Source organism: Peribacillus sp. B2I2, assembly GCF_041261685.1.
GTDB lineage: Bacteria > Bacillota > Bacilli > Bacillales > DSM-1321 > Peribacillus.
In genome coordinates, this window is record NZ_JBGCCB010000001.1 from 619,437 (window position 1) to 636,439 (window position 17,003).

Sequence of the window (17,003 nt, forward strand, 5' to 3'; positions counted from 1 at the left end):
TTTTTCTTATAGAATTAACGGGGCAGATAGTTTAATGATTGTACAACTGGTAAACTCCCAGTAATTCCCATACAGGAGAATTAGAAAATAGGCTAAAATAGATTTAGACAAGCCTTAAGAACTGAAATGGAGGTTTTGGTGTTGAAACCACATATTTAGGGAAATGGTTACTTTACCTTTGATTTTGTCGATCTATGTTTATTTCATTACTGATTCCGGATATATTAATATATTTTCACTAACAGTTTCTTACTTCAATAAGGATGGTTGCTGGAGCAACTTATTTGTTATACTACGATTGGGGAAATTAGTTTAAGTTCATTTTTTCACAGAAACTATATTTTAACAAAAAGTAATAGTAGAATACTTTAATCTATAAATAATTATAATAGACTATGATATAGTTATAATGAGACAGAAAAGGTGTGTTCCTAGGTCGCGCCTGGCTTTTTGTGAGACCTAAGCAGGAGCGCCTACATCTTTTTTGCAAATATAGCGGATAAGGAAGGTTATAATGAGCAACATACAGAATAAAACAGACGTTATCTTAATTGGTGGCGGAGTCATGAGCGCGACTTTGGGATCATTACTGAAAGAAATAGCACCGGAATGGGAAATCAAAGTGTTCGAGAAGCTCGCAAACGCAGGAGAAGAAAGCTCTAACGAATGGAATAATGCGGGTACGGGACATTCTGCACTGTGTGAGCTTAACTATACATCCGAAAAATCTGACGGATCTATAGATATTAGCAAAGCTATCAATATTAATGAACAGTTCCAAGTTTCAATGCAGTTTTGGTCTTATCTTGTAAACAGTAAGCTGATTAATAATCCGCAAGACTTTATCATGCCATTGCCTCATATGAGTATGGTACAAGGGGATAAAAATGTAGAGTTTTTAAAGAACCGCTTTAAAGCGCTATCAAACAATCCTCTATTCAAAGGTATGGAGTATTCCGATGACCCAGCCAAACTGATGGAATGGATACCGCTTATCATGCAAGACCGCCTATCGAATGAACCTATTGCGGCCACGAAAATAGACTCTGGTACAGATGTTAACTTTGGTGCTTTAACACGCATGATGTTTGATCACTTAAAGACTAAAAACGTCGATATCAAATACAAACATAGTGTTGATAATCTTAAACGTACTAGTGATGGCTCATGGGAATTAAAAGTGCGTAATGTCGATAACGGTAGCGTAGAACACCATACTGCTAAATTCGTCTTTATTGGAGGCGGGGGCGGAAGCCTGCACTTACTGCAAAAATCCGGTATTCCTGAAGGGAAACACATTGGCGGATTCCCAGTAAGCGGGTTTTTCATGGTGTGTAATAATCCGGACGTCGTTGCACAACATCATGCAAAAGTATACGGAAAAGCTAAAGTTGGTGCTCCACCAATGTCTGTTCCGCATCTTGATACACGATATATCAATAATGAAAAATCATTGCTATTTGGACCATTTGCCGGATTCTCACCGAAGTTCTTAAAAACAGGTTCAATGTTAGATTTAATAACTTCCGTAAAACCGAATAATGTCTTGACTATGTTGGCGGCAGGCGCAAAAGAGATGTCATTGACAAAATACCTGATCCAGCAAGTCATGTTATCGAAAGAACAGCGCATGGAAGAGCTACGTGAGTTTATCCCGAACGCTAAGACCGAGGAATGGGATTTAGTAGTAGCTGGCCAACGTGTACAAGTAATCAAAGATACTGCTGAAGGCGGCAAAGGTACGCTTCAATTTGGAACGGAAGTTGTAAGTGCCTCTGATGGCTCGATTGCAGCATTACTAGGTGCTTCTCCAGGTGCTTCTACTGCTGTTCACGTTATGCTTGAGGTAATTAATAAATGCTTCCCGCAACGTATGAAAGAGTGGGAACCAAAAATTAAAGAAATGATTCCTTCCTATGGCGAGTCATTAATGGAAAATCCAGAGCTTCTGAAAGAAATTCACTCTTCAACAGCAGAGACGCTTGGTCTAAGTAAAAAAAAAGAGCTAGTTTATAGTTGATTTTGATTTTTACACAGGAACCTTTGATCTATCTATGGATTGAAGGTTCTTTTTTTTGTCATAAAGAGTAATTTCCTAATTCAATTAACCGATGCATTACTTCGATAAGGAAGGTTGCTGTTTGGATCTAGTATGAACGAAATGTAAAAAAATGTAAGTGTCTATCGCCTACGAAGTAGTTTGGTTTAATAAGATGCATTCCATCTGTTTAATTGAGTGCCAGCTCATGTTATAATGGATAACCTAAGATAAATACTACTTTTACTTATAATTGAACGGATGCCAAGAAAAGCCTCCGCATAGCGATAAAATATGGAGGTGTAAGAGAATGAATAAACAATGGACAATTGGCAAAATTAAAGAATTTGTTGAGAACAATTCGGAAAGTAAGTTGCTAACGACTGAATATCACGGTTTTTCTCAAAAGTTACTATTTAAATGTGCATGTGGTAGCAACTTTGAAAAAACATTTACGAAATTTAAAAATAAAAACCAACGTAAATGTGACGTGTGCCAACCGCCTAAAGCGTCACGATAACGTATAGCGAATAAACGAAGTGCCCATTTCTATTAAAGAGAAGTTGGCACTATTTTTATTAGTTCATTAAGGAAGTATGAAGCACGGTCAAACTATATTTCTAAGTTACATGCTCAAAGGCACGAAGCAGGGTTAACCCTGAAAAAACTAAAATATTTCTAGTACATAGGTTCGAAATACCTCTGCAGATGGCCGATCACTTCGTTTATCACGTATCGAAAACTCAATTTTATTAGAAAGGTAAGGATAAATCATTCAACTGATCTATCCTTCTTTTTTTTATCAAAATTCTAGTACTACTTTCTTACCTTTAAGAATTATGATTGTACGATAACAAAAAACCGGATACACATAGTATCCAGTCGACCTACATACATGTAATGTTAAAGAAAAGTGAAAGTTATAGTTTAACTTTGCGTGCCGTTACAGAGCTCATGGTGTAAAAATCGAGTGCTATTATAAGACCTAACGAGGACAATTAAAAAAAAGCAAAAATAAAAGCCTAACCAAGATTAGGCTTTTATTTTTTGGCTTTTATTTGATTCATTTCTGCCAGAATTTCTTTAGCACGCTGCTCAGCACGTTCATAATTTCTTTCCTCAACTTCGATGAGCTTTCCATCAATTATAAAATTATAATGGTATTTCATTGAACAATTCCTCCTTCTTTGTTGTTCCATAATATAACATATTTTTATATGTTTTTTCCTTTGAAAATGTAAAGATTAGATTTTTAAAGTTCACGGTCAAACCGCGTTTTGGGTCCTGTAGTGTGAACGACACTTCACACGTTATTATAGGTAAAAAAGTGATTTTTTATGAAAGTGGTAGGGCGTACCTTTAAGTCTTTCCTCGAACTCATTTGGATCCCTGCGGATTTGTAACTGAATCTTCTATCAATGGAGGGTAAACATTGTTTACCTTGACCTGCTTGATATGCTTCTCTTCTTGTGCTCTCTATGTTGTATCCATCATCGATTGAACTACCTATCATCATAACGTCATGCTCCTTGCTTACTCATAGCATGATACATCAACCATCATAAGTATAACGAAATAACGCATTAGCCATATCATCTATCATTGGTAGGGATACACAACAGACTGCACCTCACAGTCACTGCTGGTTCACTCATTGAAAAGCATACTGATAGAACATATGATTCACCATCACTGTACCTCTAAGCACCACCCAGGACCGCTATACATATCAATAGCTTATCTGTATCAGCTGTATCAGTTAGATATAAGTAGCAACCTACCTTCATTACCTTATATAGGGGGAGCATCAGGATAATGCTTATTTACAACGATAAGCATTCTGATACAAGTCATATGGACATTATGAACTCTATTTTGTAGGTGATTGGATTGTGTCTAAAAAGGCTCTACACTATTGAGATTGTGTTTAGTTTATTGAGGGAGGTTAGTTCATTAAGCGTAGTGTGTTCGAACTGTGACGTAATAAATTAATAAGTAATTTTTATAAATATAGAGTTTAGAAGCACTGTATTATGAGATTCACTAATCTTTCATTTATTGGTAAAGTAAGAAAGAGGTGATTTACTTTTGAAAAGGCTTCCCAGGTATACACAAAGTTTTATTTTCACTCTATTTTTTCTTATTTTGGCTTTAGTTTCTTTTAGAGTTTTTCAAAATTCTAAAGCTTTCCCAATCCTTTTTGGTACTTATTCCCTTTTCAACTTAGCTCGTGGTTTATATTATTTAAGGCAAAGACAGAGCGTTAGCTGAAGATCAGAGCTGTCATTATGGCAGCTTTTTCTTTATGCAACTAAAGGGGCAGGTTAGTGGAATAAGCAGGAAATAAATAATAATATATTCTTATGCTCTTAATAACTACCTATTTTAAGATAAATAAATCCGAAAAGAGGTATTGTTGAATGGAGTGTTGTTGCAGTTGCAGGTGGTTTCATTGTTGGTTTTTCGGTTGGTTTTATTTATCTTCGTCTTGAGAAACTAATAAAGTTAAGAAGAACCACAAATGAGGATTTTTAAAATCAAATGAGCATAAATACAGTCATTTTTAATTAAAGGTCTGAATAAGGGTGATTACAATGGTAAAGGGAACTTTATACTTTTTGGGGTATTTTCTATTATTTCCAATAATTTTTATGATTAGCTTTTTTTTATGGAGATTTGTTATTAAAGGTAATGATCTATGGATGGTTTTAACAGATTCTTTATCGATTTTAGGGTTATATTATTTATTTACGAGCATTTTATTTAGCTTTTTTGTTAAACGATTTAAAGAAAAGAATGAAGCCTTTTACAAATGACCGAATTTCTATTCATGTAAGGAATTCAAATTCAAATTCCTTCAGAGGGTTTCTGTTTATAAATGACTGACAACGAAAACCTATTCTTAATGAACTAACGGGTGCGTTAGTTCACTAAAAGAAAAAAGGAGAGTATATTATACATGGCTAAAATGTACTCTCGTTTATTTATTAAGTTTTTTTAAAATTAGGTCTAGATAACTTAAGTCACTAATTTGTCCATCCGTGAGGTAGATAATGTATATTGAAGAATACTTTAAAAATGATAAAATCTTCAGTTTAGTGCATCCCAGTTAATTATTATAGAAGAAACACGTACAGTGGTTTTTTGTATTCATTAACAAGATGGTTCAAGAGGGAAGTGTTAGTACAGATTATCATTTTACGAATTAAATATTGACACTAAAGAAAAATAGAAGTATGATAATGTAGTCGCCTAATTAACGAGCGATATTAACAAAATATTTTCTTCGTAGAAGTTGACAACTATTCAACGTTATGTTAAGATGAATAAGTTGAAACAAACCAGTAACAATTGCTCTTTGAAAACTGAACAAAACAAAGCGCCAACGTTAAATTTTAAGTGAGCACACACTATCAAAAAAGCAAATGAGCAAGTCAAACATTTCTTCGGAGAGTTTGATCCTGGCTCAGGACGAACGCTGGCGGCGTGCCTAATACATGCAAGTCGAGCGAATCGATGGGAGCTTGCTCCCTGAGATTAGCGGCGGACGGGTGAGTAACACGTGGGCAACCTGCCTATAAGACTGGGATAACTTCGGGAAACCGGAGCTAATACCGGATACGTTCTTTTCTCGCATGAGAGAAGATGGAAAGACGGTTTACGCTGTCACTTATAGATGGGCCCGCGGCGCATTAGCTAGTTGGTGAGGTAATGGCTCACCAAGGCGACGATGCGTAGCCGACCTGAGAGGGTGATCGGCCACACTGGGACTGAGACACGGCCCAGACTCCTACGGGAGGCAGCAGTAGGGAATCTTCCGCAATGGACGAAAGTCTGACGGAGCAACGCCGCGTGAACGAAGAAGGCCTTCGGGTCGTAAAGTTCTGTTGTTAGGGAAGAACAAGTACCAGAGTAACTGCTGGTACCTTGACGGTACCTAACCAGAAAGCCACGGCTAACTACGTGCCAGCAGCCGCGGTAATACGTAGGTGGCAAGCGTTGTCCGGAATTATTGGGCGTAAAGCGCGCGCAGGTGGTTCTTTAAGTCTGATGTGAAAGCCCACGGCTCAACCGTGGAGGGTCATTGGAAACTGGGGAACTTGAGTGCAGAAGAGGAAAGTGGAATTCCAAGTGTAGCGGTGAAATGCGTAGAGATTTGGAGGAACACCAGTGGCGAAGGCGACTTTCTGGTCTGTAACTGACACTGAGGCGCGAAAGCGTGGGGAGCAAACAGGATTAGATACCCTGGTAGTCCACGCCGTAAACGATGAGTGCTAAGTGTTAGAGGGTTTCCGCCCTTTAGTGCTGCAGCTAACGCATTAAGCACTCCGCCTGGGGAGTACGGCCGCAAGGCTGAAACTCAAAGGAATTGACGGGGGCCCGCACAAGCGGTGGAGCATGTGGTTTAATTCGAAGCAACGCGAAGAACCTTACCAGGTCTTGACATCCTCTGACAACCCTAGAGATAGGGCTTTCCCCTTCGGGGGACAGAGTGACAGGTGGTGCATGGTTGTCGTCAGCTCGTGTCGTGAGATGTTGGGTTAAGTCCCGCAACGAGCGCAACCCTTGATCTTAGTTGCCAGCATTCAGTTGGGCACTCTAAGGTGACTGCCGGTGACAAACCGGAGGAAGGTGGGGATGACGTCAAATCATCATGCCCCTTATGACCTGGGCTACACACGTGCTACAATGGATGGTACAAAGGGCTGCAAACCTGCGAAGGTAAGCGAATCCCATAAAGCCATTCTCAGTTCGGATTGTAGGCTGCAACTCGCCTACATGAAGCCGGAATCGCTAGTAATCGCGGATCAGCATGCCGCGGTGAATACGTTCCCGGGCCTTGTACACACCGCCCGTCACACCACGAGAGTTTGTAACACCCGAAGTCGGTGAGGTAACCTTTATGGAGCCAGCCGCCTAAGGTGGGACAGATGATTGGGGTGAAGTCGTAACAAGGTAGCCGTATCGGAAGGTGCGGCTGGATCACCTCCTTTCTAAGGATAATTACGAGAGCGCTTTTGTTTTGTTCAGTTTTGAATGAGTAATTCATTCAGATAGGGAAGAAAAACATCACGATGTGATGGATTCTTTCTGCTTTGTTCCTTGAAAACTAGATAATAGATAGAAGGCAATTAATTTTTTTCAAAGCATCTGTAAGATCTTTTTAACGGTTAAGTTAGAAAGGGCGCACGGTGGATGCCTTGGCACTAGGAGCCGATGAAGGACGGGACTAACACCGATATGCTTCGGGGAGCTGTAAGTAAGCTTTGATCCGGAGATTTCCGAATGGGGAAACCCACTGTTCGTAATGGAACAGTATCTTTACCTGAATACATAGGGTACTGAAGGCAGACCCGGGGAACTGAAACATCTAAGTACCCGGAGGAAGAGAAAGCAAATGCGATTTCCTGAGTAGCGGCGAGCGAAACGGAATTAGCCCAAACCAAGAGGCTTGCCTCTTGGGGTTGTAGGACACTCAACATGGAGTTACAAAGGAACGGGGTAAATGAAGTGACCTGGAAAGGTCCGTCAAAGAAGGTAAAAACCCTGTAGTTGAAACTTCGTTCCCTCCTGAGTGGATCCTGAGTACGGCGGGACACGAGAAATCCCGTCGGAAGCAGGGAGGACCATCTCCCAAGGCTAAATACTCCCTAGTGACCGATAGTGAACCAGTACCGTGAGGGAAAGGTGAAAAGCACCCCGGAAGGGGAGTGAAATAGATCCTGAAACCGTGTGCCTACAAGTAGTCAAAGCCCGTTAATGGGTAATGGCGTGCCTTTTGTAGAATGAACCGGCGAGTTACGATTTCATGCGAGGTTAAGTTGATAAGACGGAGCCGCAGCGAAAGCGAGTCTGAATAGGGCGAATGAGTATGAGGTCGTAGACCCGAAACCAGGTGATCTACCCATGTCCAGGGTGAAGTTCAGGTAACACTGAATGGAGGCCCGAACCCACGCACGTTGAAAAGTGCGGGGATGAGGTGTGGGTAGCGGAGAAATTCCAATCGAACCTGGAGATAGCTGGTTCTCTCCGAAATAGCTTTAGGGCTAGCCTCAAGATGAGAGTATTGGAGGTAGAGCACTGATTGGACTAGGGGCCCCCAACGGGTTACCGAATTCAGTCAAACTCCGAATGCCAAATACTTATTCTTGGGAGTCAGACTGCGAGTGATAAGATCCGTAGTCGAAAGGGAAACAGCCCAGACCACCAGCTAAGGTCCCAAAGTATACGTTAAGTGGAAAAGGATGTGGAGTTGCTTAGACAACCAGGATGTTGGCTCAGAAGCAGCCACCATTTAAAGAGTGCGTAATAGCTCACTGGTCGAGTGACTCCGCGCCGAAAATGTACCGGGGCTAAACGTATCACCGAAGCTGTGGATTGACACCATTAGGTGTCGATGGTAGGAGAGCGTTCTAAGGGCGTTGAAGTCAGACCGGAAGGACTGGTGGAGCGCTTAGAAGTGAGAATGCCGGTATGAGTAGCGAAAGAAGGGTGAGAATCCCTTCCACCGAATGCCTAAGGTTTCCTGAGGAAGGCTCGTCCGCTCAGGGTTAGTCGGGACCTAAGCCGAGGCCGAAAGGCGTAGGCGATGGACAACAGGTTGATATTCCTGTACCACCTATACATCGTTTGAACGATGGGGGGACGCAGAAGGATAGGGTAAGCGCGCTGTTGGATATGCGCGTCCAAGCAGTTAGGCCGGAAACGAGGCAAATCCCGTTTCCATTAAGGCGGAGCTGTGATGGCGAGGGAAATATAGTACCGAAGTTCCTGATTCCACGCTGCCAAGAAAAGCCTCTAGTGAGATGTAAGGTGCCCGTACCGCAAACCGACACAGGTAGGCGAGGAGAGAATCCTAAGGTGTGCGAGAGAACTCTCGTTAAGGAACTCGGCAAAATGACCCCGTAACTTCGGGAGAAGGGGTGCTTTTTAGGGTGAATAGCCCGGAAAAGCCGCAGTGAATAGGCCCAGGCGACTGTTTAGCAAAAACACAGGTCTCTGCGAAGCCGCAAGGCGAAGTATAGGGGCTGACACCTGCCCGGTGCTGGAAGGTTAAGGGGAGAGGTTAGCGCAAGCGAAGCTTTGAACCGAAGCCCCAGTAAACGGCGGCCGTAACTATAACGGTCCTAAGGTAGCGAAATTCCTTGTCGGGTAAGTTCCGACCCGCACGAAAGGTGTAACGATCTGGGCACTGTCTCAACGAGAGACTCGGTGAAATTATAGTACCTGTGAAGATGCAGGTTACCCGCGACAGGACGGAAAGACCCCGTGGAGCTTTACTGCAGCCTGATATTGAATTTTGGTACAGCTTGTACAGGATAGGTAGGAGCCTGAGAAGCCGGAGCGCTAGCTTCGGTGGAGGCGTTGGTGGGATACTACCCTGGCTGTATTGAAATTCTAACCCGCGCCCCTTATCGGGGTGGGAGACAGTGTCAGGTGGGCAGTTTGACTGGGGCGGTCGCCTCCTAAAGAGTAACGGAGGCGCCCAAAGGTTCCCTCAGAATGGTTGGAAATCATTCGTAGAGTGTAAAGGCACAAGGGAGCTTGACTGCGAGACCTACAAGTCGAGCAGGGACGAAAGTCGGGCTTAGTGATCCGGTGGTTCCGCATGGAAGGGCCATCGCTCAACGGATAAAAGCTACCCCGGGGATAACAGGCTTATCTCCCCCAAGAGTCCACATCGACGGGGAGGTTTGGCACCTCGATGTCGGCTCATCGCATCCTGGGGCTGTAGTCGGTCCCAAGGGTTGGGCTGTTCGCCCATTAAAGCGGTACGCGAGCTGGGTTCAGAACGTCGTGAGACAGTTCGGTCCCTATCCGTCGCGGGCGCAGGAAATTTGAGAGGAGCTGTCCTTAGTACGAGAGGACCGGGATGGACGCACCGCTGGTGTACCAGTTGTCTTGCCAAAGGCATAGCTGGGTAGCTACGTGCGGACGGGATAAGTGCTGAAAGCATCTAAGCATGAAGCCCCCCTCAAGATGAGATTTCCCATGGCGCAAGCTAGTAAGATCCCTGAAAGATGATCAGGTTGATAGGTCAGAGGTGGAAGCGTGGCGACATGTGGAGCTGACTGATACTAATAGATCGAGGACTTAACCAACGCTTTTAAAAAAATGAAATACCTTCTTATTATCTAGTTTTGAAGGAACAACGTTCCTGATATGTTTGGTGGCGATAGCGAAGAGGTCACACCCGTTCCCATTCCGAACACGGCAGTTAAGCTCTTCAGCGCCGATGGTAGTTGGGGGTTTCCCCCTGTGAGAGTAGGACGCCGCCAAGCAAAGTTTATCACATCAAATAGGATTCATAAACCCGTATAAACAGGTTCAAATCCTATCTTAGCATTCTAAACCTTAGGATTCTCCTAAGGTTTTTTTGTATAAATTCAACTTTTCGTTGGAAAGGCTTATTAATAGCATGATTTTGGTAGGGGGCCTCTCGATGACCAGTAAAGAAGAAAACCTGGACAATAAACAAATTCTTCATTCTTTTGCCGAATGGTTAATGGGTCAAAATAAATCCGATGGTACGATTAAAACCTATGTGGGAGTCATCTCCCAGTTTCTTCAATGGTTTAAAGAAGAAGCGGAAGAGATTGAAAAATCCCACGTGCAAACCTATTTAGACGATATGGAACAGTCAAACAAGAGTGGAGGAACGATTGAAAAGCATTATTCAGCCATTACCATGTTTTCCAGGTTCCTTGATAAACCCGAGATCGTCCTCAACATTGATCGTAAAGCAAAGGAAAGGAAAGAAGATCCGCCAAAAGCCCTGAACATGCTTGAGCAAGCTGCTCTCCTAAAAGAAATCGAGGCCTCTGGTCATTTCAGGAATATTGCTATAGTCTACACAATGATACATACGGGTATCCGGGTGTCCGAACTTTGTGATTTGAACCATAGCGACATTCAAAAAGAGGGAGAAAGGCAATATATCCTCATCCGGGATTCAAAAGGTGATATAGACAGGAAGATTCCACTGTCCATAACTGCTAGTGAAAAGATCAAGGCATACAAGGAATTTTTAAATATGGAAACGGAAGCCATCTTCATATCCAGTGTGAATCAGCGCATCACGCCAAGGTCCGTGCAATATATGCTGACTAAATATAATGCGACTCCCCATAAGCTGCGGAGTACGTTTTGCCAAAAACTAATCGATAAGGGGATAGACCTTCAAACCGTTTCAAAATTGATGGGGCATAAAGATTTGAACATGACCAAACGTTATATAGGAGAAGGAAAAGAAGAATTGGAATTAGCCATTGAAAATACTTTTGATAATTTATAAGGGCCCTTTGGTAAAATCCTTTTCTTATGGTATTTCCTCCTTAGAGGATAATAAAAAAGACACTGCTCCCAATAAAGATTAAGGGAAACAGTGTCTTTTTTATTGTGTCCAAATAGAAGAAAGAAACAATTTAAGATGTGCCCGCCTTTTTTTAATTGTTCAAATCACTCAAGCCGGGGCTATGTTCATTTGGCATATCCGGTATTTCGGGGACCGGGAATCCTTTTGGCGGCTCGGTAACAGTAAGGTTTCCACCATTTCGGCTCGGTGTCTCCCCTTGGGAAATTTCGCTGATTTGAGTTTGATCCAATCTGAAGTTGAATTGGGCATTATGGTAGCCTAAATCCACATATTTGCGGCATTCGGGATATTTGTTCAAATCACAATTGGGTACAGGGAAGATTTTTCCCCAGTCGACACCAAGCGTTTCCAATGCCTTGGCAAATGCATTTTGGTGCGCATTGTCGCGAACCATTAAAAATGCCAGTGTTTCACGCATTGTTTTATTGGAACTCATAACTTTTGCAGGACACCAGTAGATTCAAGCATGACATTGTTCAAAAGGTTAGCTTAGCGTATGGATAGTGCTATCCGTCCTCTTTATTTATTTAGCAATAAAAAAAGAGAACGGGAATCCATCATAGTTCAAGCTCATTACCTATGCAAATTGTATTGTGAATAATTTTGCCTGAGATTAATGGACTTTTCCCTTCAAATGTGTTCCTTAGCCTTACGTATATTCTATTCGATTTCATCATCAAGCAGGCGCAGGATATCTTCTACGACACCCGCATGATCACCTTTTCGAAATTTATCAATAAAGTCTATATAAAGAAGCTCAAACACCTTTTCTAGTGTGTAGCCATGTTCAGGTTGAACTTCCTCCATATCGGCAAGCAACACCTCTCCACGTAAGGCGTATTTCCTTCTCATGCGTAAATTCAAAGTTTTTAATTCTTGGTTCTATTCTTTATGAATTAATTTAAAAGCAGATTCACCATACTTTTCAAGTCTTGAATCTTTACCAGCATACTGATCCAATGAGGTAAGCAATTTAATATGATAGCAAGTAATTTTGGACCACAGTTACTCGTTGAAGGGTTTGGCCTATCATTAACACAAGCTTCAAGATATGGGAAGTTAGAGGATTATCTTTTAGAAGAACAAATAAGATCAGAACGTGATTTTATTATAGAAAATGGGACTTAACTGTTTTTAATTAAGAGGTGATCTAGTTAATGGGGAAATAACCCTGAGTAGGTCGTTTATATTCTATTTTTTTATAATGTAGGATTTTTTCTTATTTAGCAATCGAGCCTTTTAATGGAATAAGGCTCTAAATAAAAAATGAATATTTATGTTAATCACGTTATAAGATTGTGAAGAAATGTACTTAAACTAATGGGGCAGTTTAGTTGAAGAGTGCTGTTGATCTTTATTCAACAATTGGGCCAGTTTGTTAAAGATACTTCTTAAAGGCAATTGGAAACTTATGTTAAAATAAGGGAGGTATACATTAATCTAAATCAGCTGTGAAATTTAGGAAGGGGAGTAACAAAAGATGGCATTTGCCGTAGGGTATGGAATTGCATTTATAGGAGTACTTGTAGCTTATCAACTTAGCAAAGGCAAGTCGAAAAAAAGAAAATGTATTGTTTGGGGCATCGCTCTTATGTTGGCAATTTCACCATTCTTATCTTTTGCTATTGGTTTATCATACGCATTTATTGTTGAGGATCCTTGGGCAACTTTGGTTATGTGGTACTTGTTCCCAATCGGTTTCATCATAGGACTTATTATGCTACTGGTAGGCATATTTAAGAAAAAAGAAATAGAGAATGTCATGTAACTTCTTCAACTAAAGGGCGCGATTCTTAAAGAAATTTCGCTTTTCTTAATGAACTAACGGGTGCGTTAGCTGAAGATCGGAGCTGTCTTTAAGGCAGTTTTTTCTTCTTTAACAAACAGTGTTATTGTTCAATGAAAACTCTACTAATCTAGTATAATAGTTCTTCTTTTGACTATACTGTCTATTAATATGGTATAGATTGGAGAGAAACAGGTATGATCTTAACTGATGTATGGGGTTTATATAAGGCAGATAAGCAAATCCAAGGTTATTCTCAACAAACATTAAAGGCCTATTACGTCCAATTTAACTTGTTGGTGAATAGTTTTGGAAATATATCCATTCAAGAACTTTCAACTAATTCTCTTAAAGTTTATCTGGGAAAAGCAGCTGAAAAGCTTAAGCCATCCAGTCTGGGTCACAGAATTCGATTTATTAAATCTTTATTTAGATGGGCTCAGGATGAAAATTTAATTAATGGAAATCCTGCTTCCAAAATCAAGGAACCAAAATTAGAATTAAGGGTACCAAAATACTTGTCTGAAGAGGAAATTGAACATTTGCGGGAAGCTTGTCATACAACATTCGAAAATGCTTTATTTGAGTTTATGTATTCAACAGGATGCAGAATTGGTGAAGCAATAAATCTAGATAAGGCCTCAATCAATTTCTCTAATCAATCAGCAATCGTTTTAGGTAAAGGCGTAAAGAACGAGAAGTATATTTCAATACTCGTTGTGAAATATGGTTGAAGCGATTTTTAAGTGAGCGAAAAGATCATGAGGAAGCACTATTTGTGACAACACGCGCACCCCATCGAATGAGTATTTCTCAAGCGAGGAACATTTTAAAACTGGTAGCAAAGAGAACGGACATTAAAAAGAGCATTCATCCCCACCAGCTTTTGAATCTTATAAAATAAAGCATTTGTTTCCACTTTATCACCCACCTTAAAAGTTCTTTTCCTCCAGCCAGCCTATAATCCTTGTTCAACTAACCTGCCCCGATAGTTTATTAAGAACAAAATAAAAAGGACCCTTGGTCCCTTAAAAATACTTTCTATACAAGTCTCTCCGCATTGCACCACTTAGATATGCATAAATTTTTGTGGTTTCACTTTTTTCATGACCCATTAAATTTTGTATCACTTCTAGAGGAGCTCCATTATTCAATAAATTTGTGGCATAACTATGTCTAAACTGATAGAACGGATGTTAGCTTGATATTAGCATCTTGAAGAATTTTGTGAATGCGATTCTGCTCTGATGTGCGATGATGAATCAATTTTTTTCGATAACGAGTAAGATCTCGTAAATCACGAATATCCTCTGGTGGGACAAAATTGCTTTCAATAAGTCCGCATCTTAGAAGCTTGGCAAGCCATTCGGCATCTTTCACATCAGTTTTACGCCCTGGAACATTTTTGACATGCCTGGCATTGGCAAGAACAAGGTGAAAAGATCCTTCGAGTATATTCCATATTGGTTTCCAGTAGACTCCGGTACTTTCCATCACAACATCGGATACCTGAAGGGTAGCTAGCCAATCACTTAAAGCCAACAGTCCCGTTGTTGTAGTTGAAAAAGTTTCAATAGAGGTTTTTGGTTTTTTTTCTAATGGACCAAATAATACGCAGGCTACTACTGTTTCTTGGTGTACATCTAGGCCAGCACACCGTTCAATCATTGCTTCCATAGGAGAATCACCTCAAAAAAAGATTAACAATACATATGACAGGAGATTTGTTACAAAAAATTTTGTATACGTACTAGCAGTACACTAAATGGTTCTTCCATACTGTCACAACCAGTTTCTTATACAGGGTATCTTCCTTAAGATCCACCAAAAAAAGCTCAGCCTGGTTGTATTGTTATCATCCATTATCGTCAAGGGGTTAATGGGTTAGACTCTATTTTTGAGTGTAGATTTTTCGTAGTAGATGGTGGCGGCGAGGAGCGCCGCCATAGGAGTTTCTTATGGAAAAAGGGGCAGATAGTTCGAGAAGCGTAGTTTATTCGTACTGCGCAGTAACCAATTATAATAGAATTAGAATTATAACTAAAATCAAATTGGTGGTGTGTAGGTTGAATAAAGTCTTTTTACATCTCTCCAGAATATTTTTAGGTTTTATCTTCCTTATTGCAGGTCTAAACGGTTATTTTGTCATTTTTGACTTTGAACCATTTATTGCTACTAGCCCTGAAGCGATGGCATTATTCAAATTTGAATATCTGTTAATATTTGAAAAATTTTTAGAAATCGTTTGTGGAGTTTTACTTTTAAGTAATCGATTTGTCCCATTAGCACTTGCAATATTGTCTCCAATTGTAGCCAACATTTTCTTACTTCATTTGATCCATGATCATTCGTTACTTGTTTTAGCAGTAATACTTGTAATCATGTATAGTTATTTGTTGTTTTGTTACAGAAAAAGCTTTAAAAGTATTTTGGAGAAAAAGCCTTCTCATTAATACTTCCTTGAGCAAGGATTGCTTTTTCTTATGCAGTTAAAGGATCAGGTTAGTAGAATAAGGTTTTTGGAACTTTTTAAAGTAATATCCTCTAAAAATAAGGGGGAGGGCGATAAAATGTGATGTGTTTTTATTGGTATAACACTTCTTCTTTTGGTAATTGCAGGATGTCAATCAAATAATATTGAGGAAGTAGGACTTATTTATCGTTTAAAGTTATTCCCCAATGGCAAAAATGTTTTAAAAAAGAGGTGATTTATTATAGCTACTATTAAAGTTAATGATAATGGTTCACTACGTGTATCAGGGAATGTAGAGCTGGTCGATGGTGAAGGGAATAAAATTGAAACAAAAGAAGCCTTTTCCCTATGCAGATGTGGACTTTCCGATAATAAACCTTTTTGTGACGGATCCCACAAAAGTAATTTCGAAAGCGTAGTTAGGGCTGAATAAAGCTAGTGGGACAGAAGCTTAGGGCACCCTTTTGGGAAATCGAACCCCAAAAAGCCGCCCGATTCATTTTTCTTTTACGAAAGAGTATGTTGTTGAACTATCGGGTGCGTTAGTTGAGAACCGGGGCTGCCATTTGGTGGCCTTTTTGCTTAATGAACTAACGGGGCAGTTTAGTTGAAGAAGAAAACACCTATTTTATGGAAATTTATTTAAATTCAAATGTTATAATTAGGTAAATACTTTTCGGTTTGGGGGATGAAAATGCTAAAGAGAAAATATGGAAACCGATTAGAATGGAAACGTGTCTTGGGCAGAAAATATGCACAAGCGTTTCTTGATACTAAAGAGTTTAAGGGCTATATAACTTTATTACATATAATTAAAGTTGCTGAACCATTATCCGTTCGGTATGAGGAAAAGAATATATGTATTGTTGATGATGGTTACACGTGGCTTCAACAATTTCCCTTAGAAAAAAAGCATTCAGTAACAACAATGTTTGATAATAATGGAAATATAGTGCAATGGTATATTGATGTTTGCCTTGAAAATGGATTAGATAATGATATTCCTTATTTGGATGATTTATATTTAGATATTATCTTGTTACCTTCTGGAGAAGTAATTCAAAAAGATGCTGATGAGCTTGAAGAGGCTTTGTTAAATGGAATTATTGATAAATCTCTTTATGATTCAGCTTGGGATGAAGTAAACATCCTTACTAAGTTAATAAATAATAGAAGCTTTGAATTCCTTGATTTATCCCATTATCATAAGGAATTCTTAGTCAATGAATTAAAATAATTTTATTAAGCTAACAGGTACTTTATTATCAGGAGCTGATCAGCAGCTCTTTTTCTTATGGCACTAACGGGGCAGGTTAGTTCCATAAGAATT

The 17,003-nt window shown here is 40.1% G+C and carries 10 protein-coding genes, 3 rRNA genes and 4 pseudogenes; 12 read left to right on the plus strand and 5 right to left on the minus strand.

Translation table 11 applies throughout. The features are described 5' to 3' along the window. Positions 1–514 precede the first annotated feature (514 nt). Positions 515–2,020: a malate:quinone oxidoreductase gene (locus ABIE66_RS03095; protein ID WP_289323654.1), complete on the plus strand. Its 1,506-nt coding sequence runs from the start codon at positions 515–517 to the stop codon at positions 2,018–2,020. 328 nt (positions 2,021–2,348) lie between these two features. Further along, the gene (locus ABIE66_RS03100) at positions 2,349–2,558 is read left to right on the plus strand and encodes a hypothetical protein (protein WP_289323655.1); all 210 of its coding nucleotides are present in this window, start codon (positions 2,349–2,351) and stop codon (positions 2,556–2,558) included. 520 nt (positions 2,559–3,078) lie between these two features. On the opposite strand, the gene ABIE66_RS03105 is transcribed toward ABIE66_RS03100, so the two are convergent. Further along, a complete protein-coding gene (locus tag ABIE66_RS03105; RefSeq protein ID WP_255264169.1) occupies positions 3,079–3,207 on the minus strand; it encodes a hypothetical protein in 129 nt (42 codons plus the stop codon). A 2,274-nt stretch (positions 3,208–5,481) separates the two neighbouring features. Here ABIE66_RS03105 and ABIE66_RS03110 point away from each other — a divergent pair. The 4 genes from ABIE66_RS03110 to ABIE66_RS03125 all read left to right on the plus strand — a co-directional run bounded on the left by ABIE66_RS03110 (position 5,482) and on the right by ABIE66_RS03125 (position 11,333). Next, positions 5,482–7,032 (plus strand): 16S ribosomal RNA (locus tag ABIE66_RS03110). A 175-nt stretch (positions 7,033–7,207) separates the two neighbouring features. Further along, a 23S ribosomal RNA gene (locus tag ABIE66_RS03115) occupies positions 7,208–10,140 on the plus strand. 64 nt (positions 10,141–10,204) lie between these two features. Beyond that, positions 10,205–10,320: ribosomal RNA gene (gene rrf / locus ABIE66_RS03120) — 5S ribosomal RNA — on the plus strand. Together the 16S, 23S and 5S rRNA genes form the textbook arrangement of a ribosomal RNA operon. 161 nt (positions 10,321–10,481) lie before the next feature. Further along, complete coding sequence (locus tag ABIE66_RS03125; protein WP_370013819.1) at positions 10,482–11,333, plus strand: tyrosine-type recombinase/integrase; 852 nt, start codon at positions 10,482–10,484, stop codon at positions 11,331–11,333. Between the two features lie 151 nt (positions 11,334–11,484). Here the strand turns inward: ABIE66_RS03125 and ABIE66_RS03130 are convergent. After that, a pseudogene (locus tag ABIE66_RS03130) lies at positions 11,485–11,903 on the minus strand (manganese catalase family protein); the annotation flags it as partial. A gap of 171 nt (positions 11,904–12,074) precedes the next feature. Next, entirely contained in the window at positions 12,075–12,278 is a 204-nt protein-coding gene (locus tag ABIE66_RS03135; RefSeq protein WP_370013820.1) for a hypothetical protein, read from the minus strand. Positions 12,279–12,392: 114 nt separating this feature from the next. On the opposite strand from ABIE66_RS03135, the gene ABIE66_RS03140 reads away from it, so the two are divergent. From ABIE66_RS03140 to ABIE66_RS03150, 3 genes and pseudogenes are all read left to right on the plus strand, one after another. Next, positions 12,393–12,542 carry a hypothetical protein gene (locus ABIE66_RS03140; RefSeq protein ID WP_370013821.1) on the plus strand — a complete coding sequence of 50 codons (150 nt, stop codon included), beginning with the start codon at positions 12,393–12,395 and terminating at the stop codon, positions 12,540–12,542. A 352-nt stretch (positions 12,543–12,894) separates the two neighbouring features. After that, the gene (locus ABIE66_RS03145; protein ID WP_106028281.1) at positions 12,895–13,182 is read left to right on the plus strand and encodes a hypothetical protein; all 288 of its coding nucleotides are present in this window, start codon (positions 12,895–12,897) and stop codon (positions 13,180–13,182) included. Between the two features lie 215 nt (positions 13,183–13,397). Continuing rightward, positions 13,398–14,104, plus strand: a pseudogene (locus ABIE66_RS03150) (tyrosine-type recombinase/integrase). A gap of 124 nt (positions 14,105–14,228) precedes the next feature. On the opposite strand, the pseudogene ABIE66_RS03155 reads toward ABIE66_RS03150, so the two are convergent. Both ABIE66_RS03155 and ABIE66_RS03160 read right to left on the minus strand, forming a co-directional pair. Further along, positions 14,229–14,387 (minus strand): annotated as a pseudogene (locus tag ABIE66_RS03155) (tyrosine-type recombinase/integrase); the annotation flags it as partial. Further along, positions 14,383–14,877: pseudogene (locus ABIE66_RS03160) on the minus strand (IS110 family RNA-guided transposase); the annotation flags it as partial. The pseudogenes ABIE66_RS03160 and ABIE66_RS03155, both read right to left, overlap by 5 nt. A gap of 389 nt (positions 14,878–15,266) precedes the next feature. On the opposite strand from ABIE66_RS03160, the gene ABIE66_RS03165 reads away from it, so the two are divergent. The 3 genes from ABIE66_RS03165 to ABIE66_RS03175 all read left to right on the plus strand — a co-directional run bounded on the left by ABIE66_RS03165 (position 15,267) and on the right by ABIE66_RS03175 (position 16,910). After that, positions 15,267–15,653 carry a DoxX family membrane protein gene (locus ABIE66_RS03165; RefSeq protein ID WP_370013822.1) on the plus strand — a complete coding sequence of 129 codons (387 nt, stop codon included), beginning with the start codon at positions 15,267–15,269 and terminating at the stop codon, positions 15,651–15,653. Positions 15,654–15,911: 258 nt separating this feature from the next. Next, positions 15,912–16,106, plus strand: a complete 195-nt coding sequence (locus ABIE66_RS03170; RefSeq protein ID WP_081109037.1) for a CDGSH iron-sulfur domain-containing protein — start codon at positions 15,912–15,914, stop codon at positions 16,104–16,106. Positions 16,107–16,367: 261 nt separating this feature from the next. After that, entirely contained in the window at positions 16,368–16,910 is a 543-nt protein-coding gene (locus ABIE66_RS03175) for a ribonuclease FAU-1 family protein (RefSeq protein ID WP_370013823.1), read from the plus strand. Positions 16,911–17,003: the final 93 nt, after the last annotated feature.